At 64.6% G+C, this 16,692-nt stretch carries 13 protein-coding genes, 3 pseudogenes and 1 riboswitch; of the genes and pseudogenes, 5 read left to right on the forward strand and 11 right to left on the reverse strand.

Annotated elements, in window-relative coordinates; all coding sequences use genetic code 11:
• On the forward strand, positions 1–313 hold a 313-nt coding region (locus L979_RS16725), incomplete at its 5' end, for an alcohol dehydrogenase catalytic domain-containing protein (protein ID WP_231559458.1).
• Positions 314–317: 4 nt separating this feature from the next.
• Positions 318–851, forward strand: a complete 534-nt coding sequence (locus tag L979_RS16730) for a zinc-binding dehydrogenase (protein ID WP_231559459.1) — start codon at positions 318–320, stop codon at positions 849–851.
• Positions 852–1,023: 172 nt separating this feature from the next.
• Here the strand turns inward: L979_RS16730 and L979_RS08090 are convergent, their stop codons facing one another.
• Positions 1,024–3,087 carry a M13 family metallopeptidase gene (locus L979_RS08090; protein WP_052209678.1) on the reverse strand — a complete coding sequence of 688 codons (2,064 nt, stop codon included), beginning with the start codon at positions 3,085–3,087 and terminating at the stop codon, positions 1,024–1,026.
• A 112-nt stretch (positions 3,088–3,199) separates the two neighbouring features.
• Positions 3,200–3,766 (reverse strand): annotated as a pseudogene (locus L979_RS16735) (NADPH-dependent FMN reductase).
• Positions 3,767–3,888: 122 nt separating this feature from the next.
• Here L979_RS16735 and L979_RS08100 point away from each other — a divergent pair.
• Positions 3,889–4,491, forward strand: coding sequence for a PaaI family thioesterase (locus L979_RS08100; RefSeq protein WP_369792984.1), 603 nt, complete (start codon positions 3,889–3,891; stop codon positions 4,489–4,491).
• Positions 4,492–4,562: 71 nt separating this feature from the next.
• On the opposite strand, the gene L979_RS08105 is transcribed toward L979_RS08100, so the two are convergent.
• On the reverse strand, positions 4,563–5,216 hold the full coding sequence (locus tag L979_RS08105) for a TetR/AcrR family transcriptional regulator (RefSeq protein WP_047691390.1): 654 nt from the start codon (positions 5,214–5,216) through the stop codon (positions 4,563–4,565).
• A 123-nt stretch (positions 5,217–5,339) separates the two neighbouring features.
• Between L979_RS08105 and L979_RS15070 the strand changes: the two are divergent.
• Positions 5,340–6,566, forward strand: a pseudogene (locus L979_RS15070) (flavin monoamine oxidase family protein); the annotation flags it as partial.
• On the opposite strand, the pseudogene L979_RS08110 reads toward L979_RS15070, so the two are convergent.
• The 3 genes and pseudogenes from L979_RS08110 to L979_RS08120 form a co-directional block, all read right to left on the reverse strand.
• Positions 6,567–7,904, reverse strand: a pseudogene (locus L979_RS08110) (MFS transporter); the annotation flags it as partial. It abuts the pseudogene before it with no gap.
• Positions 7,905–8,210: 306 nt separating this feature from the next.
• Complete coding sequence (locus L979_RS08115; RefSeq protein ID WP_047691392.1) at positions 8,211–9,404, reverse strand: cobalamin-independent methionine synthase II family protein; 1,194 nt, start codon at positions 9,402–9,404, stop codon at positions 8,211–8,213.
• A gap of 111 nt (positions 9,405–9,515) precedes the next feature.
• Positions 9,516–10,724, reverse strand: coding sequence for a cobalamin-independent methionine synthase II family protein (locus L979_RS08120; protein WP_047691394.1), 1,209 nt, complete (start codon positions 10,722–10,724; stop codon positions 9,516–9,518).
• A 16-nt stretch (positions 10,725–10,740) separates the two neighbouring features.
• A riboswitch (SAM riboswitch) is annotated at positions 10,741–10,841 on the reverse strand.
• Between the two features lie 158 nt (positions 10,842–10,999).
• Here L979_RS08120 and L979_RS08125 point away from each other — a divergent pair.
• Positions 11,000–12,226, forward strand: coding sequence for an acetyl-CoA C-acetyltransferase (locus L979_RS08125; protein ID WP_052209679.1), 1,227 nt, complete (start codon positions 11,000–11,002; stop codon positions 12,224–12,226).
• A gap of 123 nt (positions 12,227–12,349) precedes the next feature.
• Here the strand turns inward: L979_RS08125 and L979_RS08130 are convergent, their stop codons facing one another.
• The 5 genes from L979_RS08130 to L979_RS08150 all read right to left on the reverse strand — a co-directional run.
• A complete protein-coding gene (locus L979_RS08130; protein WP_047691397.1) occupies positions 12,350–12,901 on the reverse strand; it encodes a TetR family transcriptional regulator in 552 nt (183 codons plus the stop codon).
• A gap of 16 nt (positions 12,902–12,917) precedes the next feature.
• Positions 12,918–14,447, reverse strand: coding sequence for a gluconokinase (locus tag L979_RS08135; protein WP_047691400.1), 1,530 nt, complete (start codon positions 14,445–14,447; stop codon positions 12,918–12,920).
• 167 nt (positions 14,448–14,614) lie between these two features.
• Positions 14,615–15,349 (reverse strand): hypothetical protein, encoded by a 735-nt coding sequence (locus tag L979_RS08140; protein ID WP_047691402.1) that lies wholly within the window; start codon positions 15,347–15,349, stop codon positions 14,615–14,617.
• Positions 15,346–16,044 (reverse strand): hypothetical protein, encoded by a 699-nt coding sequence (locus tag L979_RS08145; RefSeq protein ID WP_047691404.1) that lies wholly within the window; start codon positions 16,042–16,044, stop codon positions 15,346–15,348. The genes L979_RS08140 and L979_RS08145 overlap by 4 nt, the downstream gene beginning before the upstream one ends.
• Positions 16,045–16,054: 10 nt before the next feature.
• A partial coding sequence (locus tag L979_RS08150; protein ID WP_197052109.1) for a hypothetical protein occupies positions 16,055–16,692 on the reverse strand: 638 nt, incomplete at its 5' end.

Here is a 16,692-nt window from a genome sequence, read left to right on the forward strand (position 1 = left end):
GGAAGTCGGGGATGCTGTGACCGGCTTGTCCGTGGGGGACCGTGTGTTGGTGCCTGCGGTGACCAACTGCGGCAAATGCTCCTACTGCAAGGCCAACCAGCCCTCCCACTGCCAGACCTTGGGCGGCATCGGCTGGGTGTTCGGTCACCTGATCGACGGCACCCAGGCCGAATACGTGCGTGTGCCGTTTGCGGAGACCTCGGTGCACCGCGCACCGGAAGGTCTGGATGATGAAGACCTGATCTTCCTGGCCGACTCCCCTTCCCACGGGGTTCGAGATCGGCATCCTCAACGGCAACACCAAACCCGGTGACACCGTGGCGATCGTGGGAGCCGGACCCGTGGGGCTGGGCGCCATCATGACCGCCAACCTCTGCGGTGTCGGCCGGGTGATTACCATTGACCTGGACGAGAACCGCATGAACAAGGCTCTGGAGCTCGGTGCCACGGACGCCGTGAACGCCGGGGACCCGGACCTGGTGGAGAAGGTCAAGGCCATGGCGCCGGACGGCCTGGGTGTGGACGTTGCCATTGAAGCCGTGGGCATCCCACAGAGCTTCAAGACCTGCCTGGAGATCGTGCGCCCCTACGGCACCGTGGCCAACGCCGGTGTGCACGGCAAGGCGGTGGAACTGCCCATTCAGGACATGTGGATCTCCAACGTGACCCTGCGCATGGGCCTGGTGGACTGCAACACCGTGGGCAAGCTGCTCAACATGGTGCGCGCCGGTCGCCTCAACGCCCGCGCCATGGCCACCCACCACTTCAAGCTGGATCAGATCGAGGAGGCCTACGACCTCTTTGCCAACGCCGCCGAACACCAGGCGGTCAAGGTGGTGCTGACGGCCTGAGCCAAGCTTGCGCCTGGGCGTTTGCCTGGGCTCTCACCTGAGCAGACTTTGGGCATGGATAGGGCGGATTCCGAGTCTGGAATCCGCCCTATCCATGCCCAAAGTTCTTGCGGCCCCTACCCCGGGGTCGGAGGCAGCGACGACGCCGCCCGTTCACCCTGGGTGCATCACCTCACCAGATGCGCACGCGATCCTCCGGAGCCAGCCACATGTCATCCGATTCGCTCACGCCGAAGGCCTCGTGGAAGGCGTCAATGTTGCGGGCGGTCTGGTTGGCGCGGAACTCATTCGGGGAGTGGACATCCACGGCCAGGCGTTGGGCCACCGCTTCATCGCGAGCTTTCTGCTGCCACACGAAAGCCCAGGACAGGAAGAGCTTCTGCGCGGGGGTCAGCCCGGCGTCGTCGGTGTCGGAGAAGGCGGAAGGGTCAGCGGAGGGGGGGTCCGTGTCGGCCAGCTCCGAGGAGGCCGGCACCGGATCCGCCACCCCGCGGGAGTGTTCCCACGCCTTGTAGGTGATGGACAGCCCGCCCAGATCCCCGATGTTCTCGCCCAGGGTCATGCGCCCGTTCACGGACGGGGCATCCTCAGAACCGGCGAGCTGTTCGGGAACCAGGCCGTCGTACTGCTCCACCAGCTTGCCCGTGCGTTCCTCAAAGGCGGCGCGGTCGGAGTCGGTCCACCAGTTGCGCAGGCGGCCGTCGCCGTCGGCGGTTGAACCCTTGTCGTCAAAGCCGTGACCGATTTCGTGGCCGATCACAGCCCCGATGGCCCCGTAGTTCACGGCGTCATCGGCCTCCTCGTCAAAGAACGGGGGCTGGAGGATGGCTGCCGGGAACACGATTTCGTTGCGCAGCGGGTGGTAGTAGGCGTTGACGGTCTGCGGGGTCATGAGCCATTCGTGCTTCTCCACGGGCTGCCCGGCCTTGCGGATCAGCTCGGCCAGTTCGAACTCGGAGGTCCGCACAATGTTGCCCACCAGGTCATCGGCCCGGATTTCCAGGGAGGAGTAGTCCTTCCACTTCTCCGGGTAACCGATCTTGGGGGTGAAGGCGGAGAGCTTTTTCAGGGCCTCCGCGCGGGTGTCGTCGGTCATCCAGTCCAGCGTCTGGATGGAGGACCGGTAGGCGGCCAGCAGATTGGCCACCAGGTCATCCATGCGTGACTTGGCGGTGGGGGAGAAGTGCCGCTCCACGTAGAGCTTGCCCACGGCCTCACCCAGCACTCCGTTGACCAGCCCCACCCCGCGCTTCCACCGTTCCTTCAACTCGGGAGTTCCGGAGAGTGTGGTGCCGTAGAAGGCAAAGTCCTCGTTCACGAACGCGCTGGACAGATACGCTGCACGCCCCGTGATCACGCGCCACCGCGCCCAGGACTTCCACTGCTCCAGACGCGCCGGGGTCAGCAGCTCCTCCAGCCCGGTGAAGAACGACGGCTGGGCATTCACCACGGTTTCCATTGCCGATTCCGGAACCCCCAGACCCTCGACGACGACGCCCGACCAATCGAATGTTCCCGCCGACTCCGTCAGCTCGGACCAGCTGAACGGGTTGTACATCTTGGTCAGGTCCCGGACCTCCACCTTGTCCCAGTGATGGGTGGCAATGGCGGTTTCCAGTTCGAAGGCCCGCTGGGCCTGATCCCCGGCGTCGTTGAATCCGGCGTGGGCGAACATCCTCTGGATGTGCCCCAGGTACTGCTCCCGGATCTGGGCGTGGGCTTCCTCTCGGTAGTACTCCTCATCCGGTAGACCCAGCCCGGCCTGGCCCACGAACACCAGGTTGCGGGTGGGGTCCCCGGGGTCGGCATCCTTGTCCACACCCAGAACGGAGCCGATGCCGCGAGCCAGCAGCGTGCCGAACAGCTTCTGCAATCCCGCGACGTCGGTCACCGCGTCCACGGCATCCAAGTCAGGCTGCAAGGGGGCAGCACCCAAGGACTCGATGTGTTCCTGATCCATGAAAGAGGCGTACAGATCAGCCACCTTGGACTCCACCGAGCCCGGTTCCCCGGCTTCAACGCCGGTGATGATGCCGCGCACGGCTTCCTCGGCACGGTCGCGCAACACCATGAACGCGCCGGTCAGAGGCTTGTCATCAGGGATATCCACCGAATCCAGCCACGGGCCGTTGACGTGGCGGAACAGATCGTCCTGCGCCCGGACCGAGGTGTCAAAGGTGGAGGGGGTGAGCACCGTCAGGGCGCCGTCGTCGTGGGTCTGATCATGGTGGGTCATGCGGCCAGACTAAACGGGAGGGTGTGGCGGCACCCAAGGTCATCGCCCACCGCGTAAACACGCGACCCCCGGTCTCCGCTGTGGGAGCCGGGGGTCGGCGGGGGTGAGAGGCTCAGGCCTGGTAGCGCTTGATGGAGGCCTCAACCTCTTCAATCAGGGAGTTCAGCACGCCGTTGATGTGGTCATTGGGCACCAGCTGGCCGTCCTCCATGTTGTTGGCCAGGTTGACCTCCACGGCGGAGCGGACCACGTGCTGGTGGAAGTTGGCCAGGATCTGGCGCCAGTGCTCCACGGCGCGCACGCCACCGCTGAACCCGTAGCCCACCAGGCCGGTGGACTTTGCTGCCCACTCCGGGCCCAAGGTGTCCACGGCCTCCTCGAAAGAACCCGGGATCGAGTGGTTGTACTCGGGGGTCACAAAAATGTAGCCGTCGCAGGAATCGATGGTCTGGGACCAGCGGGTGACCTCGGCGTCCTAGTACTCCTTGCCGGCCGCCATGGGAACGGTGGAGGCGGCCATGCGGGGAAGCTCAAAGGTCTTGAGGTCGATTAGCTCGAACTCGGCACCTCCCTTGGCCTCGGCAGTTTCCTTGACCCAGTTGGCCACCTGTTCGCCGTTGCGGCCGGCGCGGACGGATCCCAGGATGATCCCGATCTTCATGCTGACTCCCTGGTTCATGCAGGGTGGATGCACGTCCCTTACTTAGGTGACGTGACACGTTTTTGTCAGCCTAGCGTTTCTTCAGGCCGGTGGCGGATGATGTGAGTCACGCACAGCAACATCACCACTCAGGGGAGACCATGACGCATCAGGACCCGTCCGGCCAGCACATTCACGAAGACCCCACCGCCGCTGACTCCGACCGTTGGCTGCGGGAGGACCCGGCTCCGGCTGATTACCGCGCGCCCCGGCTGGCCGGAGCCATGCCCTCCGACGACGCCGCCGCAGCAGCACCCGCTTCCGCTTCTGATGGCGCTGGGCTGGAGAAGATCCGTGCCCTGGCTTCCGCAAAGGACCCCGTCCCGGTGCTCAACAGCCATCCCGGTCAGCTGGATGAACGGCTGGGGGTCACCTATCTGGAGGCATCCAAGGACCGAGTGGTGGCGCGCATGCCGGTGGAGGGCAACCGGCAACCCATGGGGCTGCTGCACGGTGGTTCCACCATTGCCCTGTGCGAGTCGGTGGCCTCCATTGGCGCCTTCCTGCACGGCGCCGAGTTGGGCAAGGCGGCCGTGGGGGTGGACGTGAACGCCACGCACCACAAGTCGGCCGCATCAGGTTTTGTGACCGCAACGGCCACCCCCATCAGGATGGGAAAGACGGCCACGAGTCACGAGGTCGTCGTCGTCGATGATGCCGGTGAGCGCGTCTGCACGGCCCGCATCACCTGCTTCCTGAAGTGACCCCTCTGCCGAGACCGAGGTTTCTGCCCGATGCGTGCCGGTGAACCGGGCGGAAACCTCGGTCTCGGCGGTCAGAGGAGGGTGCGGAATCCTGTCAGCAGGGCTTCCAGGGCGAGTTCGAAAGCCTGGTCCGCACCTTCGGCCGGGTCAGCGGTCCGGACAGCGACGACGCCCGTGAAGGTGGGTGCCAACTCCGCCAACTTGCCGGGGTTGAACAATCCGCCGGGGGCCGTGGCGTCGTAGGCGGAGCCGAACAGCAGAGACTCCACGGCCACGATCATGTTGACCACCTGGCCCGGTGGGAATCCCGCAGTGACCAGAGCGGCTGCCACGGATTCATACATGCACAAGGTGTGCGGGGCATCGGCCACCGGCAACACCGCCATCACCGGGATCAGCTCCACATTGCGGGCGTAGACCTCTCGGTAGGACCGGGCCCACAGCGTGAGCGCCTGATCCCAAGGCAGCGTGCCAAAGCCGCTGCAATCAATCTCCGCATTCAACGCATCCTGGACGCCCAGCAGCACGTGGTGTTTGGACGGGGTGTGGTTGTAGAGCGCGGAGACGGAGACCCCCAGGTCAGAGGCCAACGCGGACATGGTCAGTGCCTTGACCCCGCGGGTGTGGATGATCTTGGTGGCGGCCGAGGTGATGCGCTTGGGGCTCAGAACAGCGGAGGTGGGGCGGCCGCGTCGTCGTGCTGTTGCTGCCGGTTCCTGCTTCACGCGGTTGCTCCAGGTGGCTGTGGTGGTGGGTTGCTTGTGGGTAAAAAGTACCCGGCCGGGGGTTGACGCAATTGTCCTCCTACGCCTTAATGAATCACATTCATTTTAAGTGAAGGAGGCCACATGTCAGATCAGAGGACCCTGGGCAGCGTTGAGGCGATCGAGCGTGACGTGGTGGTGGTGGGTGCGGGACCGGCAGGGCTCATGGCCGCTCGCACCCTCCAGGCTGCAGGCAAGTCCGTGGCCGTTCTGGAGGCTCGTGACCGTGTGGGCGGCCGAACCTGGTCCCGGGTGATTGACGGCGCCTTCCTGGAAATCGGAGGCCAGTGGGTCTCTCCGGATCAGACCGAACTATTGGGGTTGATCCATGACCTGGGGCTGGAAACATTTGCCCGGCACCGTGACGGGGATTCGGTCTACATTGCCCCGGACGGCTCCAAACACACCTACACCGGGCCCACCTTCCCCGCCGGTGAACAGACCATTGCGGAGATGGAACGGCTGATCGGGATCCTGGATGACCTGGCCGCGGAACTGGGAGCCACTGAGCCCTGGGCACATCCCAAAGCCCGCGAGCTGGACACCGTTTCTTTCCACCACTGGCTGCGTGAGCTCTCCGAGGACGAGGCGGCGTGCAACAACATCGGCATCTATGTGGCCGGGGGCATGCTGACCAAGCCCTCCCATTCCTTCTCCACCCTGCAGGCCGTGCTTATGGCAGCCTCCGCAGGGTCCTTCTCCAACCTGGTGGACGAGGACTTCATCCTGGACCGCCGTGTGGTGGGTGGCATGCAGTCCGTCTCGGAAAAGATGGCCGAGCAGCTGGGGGAGGACGCCGTCTTCCTGGACACTCCCGTGCGCACCATCCAGTGGGGTGGTCCTGAGGACACGTACGCCGAGTACGTTCCCGGCGCGGGGGTCACCGTGTGGTCGGAGACGGTCACCGTGAAGGCCCAGCAGGTGATTGTGGCGGTTCCGCCGAACCTGTACTCCCGCATCTCCTTTGAACCCCCGCTGCCGCGCCTGCAGCACCAGATGCACCAGCACCAATCGCTGGGCATCGTGATCAAGGTCCATGCGGTTTACCCAACCCCGTTCTGGCGTGACAAGGGTCTGTGCGGAACTGGATTCGGAGCCGCCGAGGTGTCCCAGGAGGTGTATGACAACACCAACCACGGGGACACCCGCGGCACACTGGTGGGCTTTGTCTCTGATGAGAAGGCAGATGAGGTCTTCAAACTGCCTGCCGAGCAGCGCAAGCAGCGCATCCTGGAAAGCCTCTCCCACTATTTGGGGGAGGAGGCACTGACCCCGGAGGTCTACTACGAATCCGACTTCGGCTCGGAGGACCTCTTCCACGTGGAGGTCACGGCCCTGGTCCGACTTGCGCACCATGGAAACGGCGATCAGGGAGACCAAGCTGATGGCGGCCATGTAGATGCCGATCATCCACCCCTGGCCCGTCTGGTTCAGGATCAGCTGCGCAATCATGGGGGCAAAGGCGCCACCGATGATCGCCCCGAACGCGTAGCCGATGGACACTCCGGAGTAACGCACGCGGGCCGGGAACATCTCCGCGTACATGGCCGACTACGGTCCGTAGGAGGGGCCCAGGCCGATGGTCAGCAGGAAGATCGCGGCGGCGAACAGCGGCAGGGAGGCCGTGTCCAGCAGGAACCACATGGGGATGGACCACAGGATCAGGATGACGTAGCCGATCTGGAAGGTCAGGCGGCGTCCGATGCGGTCGGAGATGTAACCACCGAACATGGTGAAGATCAGCCAGCCCACACCGCCCACCAGGGAGGCGATCAAGGTGTCCGTGCGTTCCATGCCCAATGTCCTGGTGCCGTAGGAGGCGAAGAAGGCGATCACCATGTAGCCCAGGGCGTTGTTGCCGGCAAAGATGAATGCGGCCAGGCTGACCTCGCGCTTGTGGTTCTTCACAAGCTGCCCCAGGGGAGCGGAGGATTCGGCCTTGCGCAGCTGCATCTCCTTGACACGGGGGATTCATCCACGGTCATACGGATCAGATAGCCCACCACAATCAGCACCACGGAGGACAGGAACGGAACGCGCCAACCCCAGGCCTCAAACTGTTCGGGGGTGAGCATGGAGGTCATCAGGAACATGAAACCGGTGGCCAGCAGCATGCCCAGGGGCACGCCCACCTGGGGGTAGGCGCCGAACGAGCCGCGCTTGTGCCGCGGTGCGTGTTCCACGGCCATCAGCGCGGCACCGCCCCATTCGCCACCCGCGGAGAAGCCCCGCAGGATGCGCAGAAACATCAAAAGGATGGGCGCCCACAAGCCGATGGTGGCGTAGGTGGGCAGCAGGCTGATCAATGTGGTGGCGCCACCCATGCCCACCAGGGTGATCACCAGAACCACCTTGCGTCCGAACTTGTCACCCACGTGCCCAGCCACAATGGCGCCCAGCGGGCGGAACAGGAAGCTGATGCCCAGAGATGCCCAGAGATGCCCATGAGGCCACCTGGGCCATGGCTGCGTTTTCCTCGCCCAGCGGGTTGAAGAAGTGGGTGGCCAGGATGAAACCTGCAGCCTGCGCGTAAATGTAGAAGTCGTACCACTCGATGGTGGTACCCACCAGTGTGCCCGCAAGGACCCTCTTCTCCTCGCGAGTCATCTCATGGCCGTGTGTGGAGCCAGAGCTCGCCGTAGTGCTCATGGATCTCTTCCGTGAGGTGGGGGCGAGGCCGCCCCGATTTACTTACCGATTGATCGGTAATTAACGGCATACTAAGCGGCGCTGTGATGGCTGTACCAGTATTCGGCACATCAGATACGATTTTCTTTGGTGGACGCGGAGGGGCGCTCCACGCCGTCGTCGTGACCTCACTAAAGCGCCGAGTAGGCCTTTTGATCGCTCCTCAGCGCTCAGGGGCGATCAAAAGGCCTACTCGGCGGGTGTGGCGGGTGTGGCGGGTGTGGCCCGGTCGGCTGGGGCCCGAGTGGTGGGGAGGGGACCGGGGGATCAGAACAACCGCCAGGTTGCGATCCGCGCCCCCTCCACCAAGGTTTCCAACTTGGCGGCAGCAATCTGCGGGTGAACCCGGCCGCCCAGCCCGCAGTCGGTGGAGGCGATCACGCGCTCCGGGCCCACAGCAGAAGCAAAGCGCTCGATCCGGTCGGCCACGAGCTCCGGGTGCTCTACCACGTTGGTGGCGTGGGAGACCACACCGGGGATGATGACCTTGTCAGCGGGCAGTTCCAGGTCCTTCCAGATTTTCCACTCGTGTTCGTGGCGCACGTTGGCGGCTTCGAACGAGTAGGCCCCGGCGTTGATCTCCAGCATGAGTTCGGCGATGTGACGGAACTCGATGTCCGTGGTGTGCGGACCGTGCCAGGAGCCCCAGCACAGGTGGAACCGCACCTGCTCGGCAGGGATCCCTTCCAGGGCGGTGTTGATGGCATCCACTCGCTTCCGGGTGAAGGCAAGGTAGTCCTCCACGGTGGGTTCGGGGTTGATCTGGTCCCAGTTCTCCGCAATGGAGGGGTCATCGATCTGCACGATCAGCCCCGCGTCCGTGATGGCCCTGTACTCCTCACGCATGGCTTGGGTGCAGGCGGCCAGGACGTCGTCCTCGTTGCCGTAGTGGTTGTCCTCAAGGCGCGCGCAGGATCCGGGGGAGAGCGCAGCCAGGTAGCCCTGCGTGGCCCCGGACTTGTCCATGGCGGCCTTCAGATTGGCGATGTCGCGCTGCACAGCCTCCTGGCCGACGTAGCGGATGGGCCCGTTGAACACCGGGAACGGTGCCGGTTTGCCGGTGAAGATTCCCGACGACGGGTCCTGGTACGCCTGCGCAAACTTCCCCCAGTCGCGGCGATCCCCAAAGCTGGTGAGTTTCACGTTTCCGGGTTCGGAACGGTGGACGGGCTGGTCGGCCAAGGTGCGGGTACCGGGGGCCAGCCCGTCCAGGCGGGCAAAGATGTAGTGCCACCAGGCGCCGTAGTCCACGTCTTCAGCCATGGCGTGGCCGTATTCGCCGTCGTTGACGACGTCGATCCCCACCTCCGTCTGGCGGGCCACCACCTGGTCCACTGCGGTGGCCAACAGGCGGTCGTAGTCCTGCCCGGCAACGCGGGCTTTTGCGGCGTCGATCAGGTCCCGGGTGCGGGGAAGGGAACCGGCGTGGGTGGTCAGGATGCGGTTTGTTGAGTGCTGCATGAAAGTCTCCAGGTGTGTGTCAATGCTGCCGAGTAGGCCGTTCGATCGCCGCTCAGCGCTCAGGGGCGATCAAACGGCCCACTCGGCGAAGAAGAAAGGGAGGGGGGTGGATCAGAAGAGGCGCTCGGTGGCCAGGCGGGCGCCTGCCGTGAGGGACTCCAGCTTGGCGAATGCGATCTGCGGGTGCAGGCGTCCGCCCAGACCACAGTCGGTGGAGGCCACCACGCGCTCGCGGCCCACAGCGGAGGCGAAGTTCTCAATCCGGTCCGCCACCAGCTCCGGGTGTTCCACCACGTTGGTGGAGTGGGAGACCACACCGGGGATGATCACCTTGTCATCGGGCAGATCGGCCTCAGCCCACAGCTTCCACTCGTGGGCGTGACGCACGTTGGCAGCCTCGAAGGAGTAGCCACCGGCGTTGATGGACAACAGCGGTTTGAGCAGGTGCTTGAGTTCCAGGTCCGTGGTGTGCGGGCCGTGCCAGGATCCCCAGCACAGGTGGAAGCGGATCTGGTCCTGGGGCAGCCCGCGCAGTGCGTGATTCAGGGCCTCGATCCGCAACTGGATGAACCCCAGGTAGTCCTCCACGGAGGGTTCGGGGTTGATTTGGTCCCAGGATTCGGCGATCGACGGGTCATCGATCTGCACGATCAGTCCCGCGTCCGTGATGGCCTTGTACTCCTCACGCATGGCATCGGCGCACGCGTAGACCAACTCCTCATCGGTCTTGTAGTACTCGTTGGTCACCCGCGCACAGGAGCCCGGGGACAGTGCCGCCACAAAACCCTGGGTGGCGCCGGTGTGCTCCAATGCGGACTTCAGATTGCGAATGTCCGCGGCCACCGCCTCCTGACCCGTGTAGGTCAGCGGACCGGTGATCTTGGGTTGCGTGACGGCCTTGCGCGCGGTCAGGATTCCCGACGACGGATCCTCGTATGCCTCCCTGAACCTCTCCCGGTCACGGCGGTCCGTGAAGGTGGTCAGCACAATGTTGCCCGGGGAGGAACGGTGTTTTTCCGTGGTGGCCCAGCGGTCCTCGTCGGAAGGGCTCAATCCGCCCAGACGGGAGAACGAGTAGTTCCACCACGCCCCGTAGTCCACGGAGGAGGACATGGTGTGCCCGTATTCGCCGTCGTTGACGACGTCGATCCCCAGCTGGCGCTGCTTGGCCACGATGTCCACAACACCCTGCTGCATGGTGCTCACCAACTGGTCCCAGGTGATGGACCCGTCCTGGTAGGCCTGATTGGCTTCCAACAGCTCCGGAGTACGGGGCAGGGAGCCCACGTGTGTGGTTTGGATGTGGTCAGAATTCAGCATGCGTGATTGCACGTCCTTTCCATCGGCCCTGGCGGGAGCACCTTGACTGACCAGCGGGTCACATCATGGTTGCTGCGACGTCAACGAGCCAGGTCTCTAAGTCGCTCTTGATGGGTAACGGGCTCATCCTGTCACGCAGAACACATCAGATGCCAAACTGGACGTCACATGACTGTTGGTGAGTCTCAGGCACAGCACGGGTGAGGCCACCAGCCCTGTACAGCACACCAGCCTTGTACGGCACACCAAGCACGATGACGTGCAGGAGGAGACCCATGACCCACCACCTGAACCACGGATCTGCCGCCGCCGGGGAGACCGACGGCACGGACGTTGTGATCCTGGGCGGAGCACGTACACCGCAAGGGAAGCTTTTGGGGCAGTTGGCCTCCCTGCAGGCCACTGACCTGGGGGCTCACGCCATCCAGCACGCCTTGGAGCGTTCAGGAGTGTCAGGGGCGCAGGTTGAGCACTTGATCATGGGGCACGTGGTGCAGGCCGGGTGCGGGCAGAACCCCGCCAAGCAGTCAGCGGTCAAGGCAGGTTTTCCCATGACAGTGCCGGCAGTGACCGTCAACAAGGTGTGCCTCTCCGGCTTGGTTGCGGTCACGGATGCCGCCCGCATGATCCGGGCGGGGGAGGCGCATGTGGTGGTGGCCGGCGGCCAGGAGTCCATGACCAACGCACCCCACCTTCTACCGGGGTCCCGCCAAGGAACCGCCTATGGCAACGTGACCATGATCGACGCCGTGGCCCACGACGGCCTAGTGGATGCAGCGGAGAACATTGCCATGGGTACCCTGACGGAGCGCGGCAACTCGCAACGCGGCCTGACCCGCCAGTCCCAGGACCAGGTTGCCGCTCGCTCCCACCAGCTGGCCGGGACGGCGGCGGCGGCCGGGGTGTTCGCCCAGGAGATCGCTGCCCTGCAGATTCCCCAGCGCAAGGGAGAGCCCGTGACCGTGGATGCGGACCAGGGGATCCGCCCGGATGCCACGGCAGAGTCTCTTGCCGGACTACGTCCGGCTTTTGGTGCTGATGGCACCATCACGGCCGGCAATTCTTCCCCACTGTCCGACGGCGCCTGCGCCCTGGTGCTGGCCTCCCGCAGCTGGGCGGAGGAAAAGGGTTTGTCCTGGTTGGCCGCGGTGGGTGCCTCCGGACAGGTGGCCGGCCCGGACAACTCCCTGCACTCCCAGCCGTCACAGGCCATCAAGAGCGCTGTGGACAAGGCCGGATGGGGCGTGGCCGACCTGGACTTCGTGGAGATCAACGAGGCCTTTGCCGCCGTGAGCCTGCAGTCTTTGGCTGACCTGGGTTACCCGCTGAAGCAGACCAACATTCACGGTGGCGCCATTGCACTGGGCCATCCCATTGGTGCCTCCGGGGCACGGTTGGCTCTCACTGCGGCCTTGGAACTGTCACGTCGTGGCCACGGAAAAGCAGCTGTGAGCTTGTGCGGCGGGGGTGGACAGGGCGAGGCCCTGCTGTTGTACCGCTGAGTAAACGGAATGCCGCGAATCGGGGCAGTTCCAGCGGATCGGGGAAGTGTCCAGCGGGTCCGGGCATTGAAGCGGTGCCGGTGAACAAGCCGTCAAACAAGCCAGGCCGTCCGAAAGCCTGGCTCAGGCCTTGGCCGCAGCCGCCCTCACAAGATGCTCCAGACCCCAGGTGAACTCGCGTTCAAATCGGTCAGCCACAGCGGTGGCGGAGGGCTGATTCCGGGTGTCCGCTGCCGCAAGGGCCTGGGCGGTCTGCTGCGTCAGGACCGAGCCCAGGACCCACCGCACCAAGTTCTGGGCCGCGGCAGCCGAGTCACTGACCCCCAAGCTTTCCAACTGTGCCGCCAACTCAGGGGCTGGTGGCAGGTACAGGGGTTGGTCGGCGTGGGCCACCGCCACGATCTCGGCACCGTCACGCACGGCCATCAGCCGCCGCCGGAACTCGGCCAGGACCCGGGCGGGTTCTGACGGCCAGGTGGGGGCGCCGTCGTTCGGGTTCAGGATGCGTTGAGCCACGGCAATCAACAGTTCTTGTTTGTTGGCCACGTGCCAGTAGAGCGCACCTGCCTGAACGCCCAGTTCCGTGGCCACGCGACGCATGGACAGATCTCCCAAGCCGTAGTCACCGGCCACTGTCAAAGCGGCATCCACCACCTGGTCGCGAGTCAATGGCACAGCGGAAACCTTGCCCTCACGCAGACACCAACTGGGTGTAGGCCTCCTGGTAACGCTGGGCTAGGTCCTCCCAGTGGCGGCGGTGTTTGCTCTTGGGCTTGAAGGTCTGGCTGCGCGGTGCTTCCACCGGCTCAGTGTCCGGGGAGAGCACTTCTTGGGCCATGATGGCGGTCCCGCGCAGCGTGGAACGTTTGAACGTGGCCTGGATGGTTTCCCTGCCCAGTTGATCCGCCAGAAGTTGCTGGATCCCGGGCACGTTCTGTGACACACCGCCGGTGGTGACCAGACGTTCGACGTCGCCGGCGGCCTCCTTCAATTGTTCGGCCACACGGCCCAGGGACACCACAATCCCCTCCATCACGCCGCGGACCATGTCCTGCGGTTCCGTGGACGCGGTGATGCCCACGGCATGTGCTTGTGCGCCACCCACCCAGCCGGTGGAGCGCTCGCCGCTGAGGTAGGGCAGGAACACGGGCACGTCCTGGGAGTAGGCCTGGGTGGCCACGTCTGCCACTTCGGTTCCCTCCGGGAGCCTGAAGGTGCGTTCGGCCCAGTCCACCGCACGTCCGACGTCGTTGATGGCCCCACCCAACAGGTAGCGGTGGTCATCCACCCGGTAGCACCACAGCCCCGCGGGGATCTCCTCCGGAGCGCTGTGCAGCATGACCCGCATGGCACCGGAGGTGGACATGGAGGTCACCACGGTGGAGGAGTCCCGGCCTCCGGCTCCCACGTTCTGGGCCAGACCGTCTGCAATGGGGGCAAACCACTTGGCGTCCTTGAGGGCCGGCCAGCGCTGGGTGATACCTGCCGGCACCTCCAGGATGGGTTGTGTGGGCCGGGCGATCAGGGACAGGTGGGAGAGGTCGATCTGGGCCAGCTCCAGCATGCGCTCGGACCAGTTGCCCGTGTGCCGGTCCTGCAGGCCGCTCCACGCGGCAATGGCGGTGCCTGCCCGGGCCTTGCCCAGCAGGCGGATGTGGAAGTACTCACCCAGGGAGACCCACCGCTTGGCCTGCGCAAAGATCTCCGGTTCGTGCTCCCGCAACCACCGGAATCGTGGGGCCAGGTAAGAGGTGTGAAGTCGTGCGCCGGTCAGCTGCTGAAGTTCGTGTTCACCCACCTCGGAGCGCAGTTGTGCCAGCTGAGGTGTACTGCGGGAATCGGCGTAGGTGTAGCAGGGGCTGGTGGCGCGGCGGTTGGCGTCCACTCCCACCACGGAGGAGGCGAAGGTGTCAATGGCCACGCCCTTGACCCGGCCGATCAGCTCCTTCCGGGAACCGATCACCACGTCAATGATGGTGCCGAGTTCCTCCACCACCTGATCGGGGTCGATCACACTCTTGCCGCCGCTTCCGGTGGTGAAGGCGTGCGGAATCTTGTGCCGGTAGCCGCGAACCGGAACACCCTCAGCGTCATGCAGACTCCCGCGGCTGGCCGTTGAACCAACATCCAATGCCAGCACCAGCGGGTCCACGGCTTTGGCCAGGGGAACCGCAAAGTCGATGTCGTCGTCGGTCTTGGGAGGGTTGGCGGACTTGGCCACGGCAGCGGTCCTTCGGGCGTCGGCGGTGTGGGTCAACGCAGGGGGCCGGGCCGACTCTTGCGGTCGACCCGGCCCCCGGTCGTGACGTCCATGCTATCCAGACGGCACCGTCACCGGCGCCATCCGCATCTGAGGCGGCACAAAATTGCCACGGTAAGTGGCGCTGATCAGGCCAAACCTGCAGCACGACGACGACGCGATGCCGTCACCCGGTTGACGATGATCAACACGATGCCCACCAGGAAGAGCAGGCCACCCAGCAGGATGCCGCCCAAGATGCCCACGGCACCTCCCACCAGGCCGCTGATATTGGCCTTGGCCACGTAGAGGTCGCTGCTGGCAAGCCCCGAGCAATAGATGTCGTACTCGCCTGCATCCGCGGAGGTGAAGGTACCCAGCACGGTGACGCTCTGGCCATCATCGCTGGATGCGCTGGTGGAGGTCTCGGTTGCCTCGAACTCGATGGAATTGGTCTGGGGGTCGTAGATGGAACAGGAGCCGGCCGAGCCGGACGAGACGGTGGGGTCGGCGGACATGACCCAATAGCTCTGCTCCGCTTCCAGGGTGTGAGTGCTTCCCGATTCCGCGTTGGCCATGTCCTGAGCGGTCCCGGCCATGGACACCACCGAGATGACCAGCAGGAGGATTCCCAACAACGGCCCGGCAACAGCCAGGGTGATGCCCAACCACAGTGGCGGTGTTCCCTTGATCTTCTGGCCCGAGCCCTGGGGTTGCTGACCGGAGGGGGACTGGCCGTAGTGAGGCTGTTGCCCTTGTGTGGCGTAGGGGTTCTGGTTGGTCTGCGCGTTGTATTGGGGCAGATCGGAGCCATGGGGCCCAGGAGTTCCATGGGGCCCGGTAGTTCCGGTGGGCTCCGGAGTTCCGTTGGTGGGAGTGCTCATGACGGTACCTTTCCTTGGAGAATCCAGTTGATGCGAGTTCGGATGAGATCAAGTTCGGAGATGTATCGACGGTGCCGGAAATAACCGTAGATGCGAATCAGACCCGCAACGGCAGGTAGTGCGGCAAGCACGAGTGCTCCCACCTGCAGGGCTGGTAGGACGCTCAGCAGCTGGGTCTCAATCACCACGGGCTGCAGGCCGTCCTCCTGGACAACTCGGGGCCGCTCAGAGGTCCTGCACTCAAACGTGATGTCGCCACTGTGTTCAGGGCTCATGTCCCCGACCTGGCTGAACCACTGGTCACCCACGTGCAGGAGGGGATCGGGGGCAAAGGACCCACGCATGTGACCGTCCGAGCTGCTGCACTGGGTGCTGGCAGCAGAAGGGTCGTGCGCCAGAAAAACCAGGTACTCGTTGCCTTCCTCCACGGTGACGGTGGACGAGGCCTGCGTTTGTTGAATCCTCTGTGCCAGGTAGAGGTTGCCCAACGGGGTGATGCCCAACAGCAAAGCCGCAGCCAGAGGCCCGCTGAGGCAGACCAGAAGTGTGGCAACCCAGGGCCATCGGGGTGGTGGGGTACGCGCAAGTTCCGCGTCCACCTCGTAGAGCTGATGTTGCAGATCCACGCGCGCGGCCGCTTGATCCTCACGGCTGAGGTGAGCCAAGTGGTTCACCTCAGCGTTGCCGTATGCCATCGAGGCCTGCTCAGTACGGCCCGTAGGGAGTGGTTGCGCGCCGTGCGCGGGCCGCTGTGATGCGGTTGGCCACAATTAACACAATGCCCAAGGTCCCCAGGCCCAGCGCGGTCAGGACGGCCACCACACCACCCAAGCCCATGGTCACAAAGCCGTCCCCTGCAATTGCCACGGTGTCAAAGGAACCGTCGCACAGTATCCGGTAGGTGCCTTCTTGATCCGTGGTGAACTCACCGGTCTCCCGGTACACCACTCCGTCAGGATCGGTCTGGGTGGTGGCGGAACTTGGAATCAGGGTCACTTGGTCAAAGTCCGGATTCACCACGGTGCACCCAGAGGCCAGGACGGCGTCGTCCTCCGGGGTGTAGAGGGTGTAGAGGGTGCCTGCGCGCAGCTCGTGCGTGATTCCGGGGTCGGCGTCGGCGATTTCCTGATCCAGCTGCTGCTGACCGATCACAAATGCCAGGATCAGGCCCACAACGGCCAGCACAGGTGCCAGGCAGGTGACCACAATTCCCAACCACAGAGGTGGTTTGCCCTTGGCAGGTGCTGGGGGCGGTGCATACGGGGAGGGCTGTTGGCCACCAGTGCCCTGCATGTACTGCGGAGCTTGGTATGGCTGCCCCTGGTACTGCGGCTGCTGGTACT

It is taken from the genome of Kocuria sp. ZOR0020, from assembly GCF_000800955.1.
Classification (GTDB): Bacteria; Actinomycetota; Actinomycetes; order Actinomycetales; family Micrococcaceae; genus Kocuria; species Kocuria subflava.

Bases quoted from the DNA above. Each gene is read 5' to 3' on its own strand.
- L979_RS08090 (WP_052209678.1), bottom strand. From the start codon at position 3,087: ATGACCCACCATGATCAGACCCACGACGACGGCGCCCTGACGGTGCTC.
- L979_RS08100 (WP_369792984.1), top strand. From the start codon at position 3,889: ATGACGCATCAGGACCCGTCCGGCCAGCACATTCACGAAGACCCCACC.
- L979_RS08115 (WP_047691392.1), bottom strand. From the start codon at position 9,404: ATGCAGCACTCAACAAACCGCATCCTGACCACCCACGCCGGTTCCCTT.
- L979_RS08120 (WP_047691394.1), bottom strand. From the start codon at position 10,724: ATGCTGAATTCTGACCACATCCAAACCACACACGTGGGCTCCCTGCCC.
- L979_RS08125 (WP_052209679.1), top strand. From the start codon at position 11,000: ATGACCCACCACCTGAACCACGGATCTGCCGCCGCCGGGGAGACCGAC.
- L979_RS08140 (WP_047691402.1), bottom strand. From the start codon at position 15,349: ATGAGCACTCCCACCAACGGAACTCCGGAGCCCACCGGAACTACCGGG.
- L979_RS08145 (WP_047691404.1), bottom strand. From the start codon at position 16,044: ATGGCATACGGCAACGCTGAGGTGAACCACTTGGCTCACCTCAGCCGT.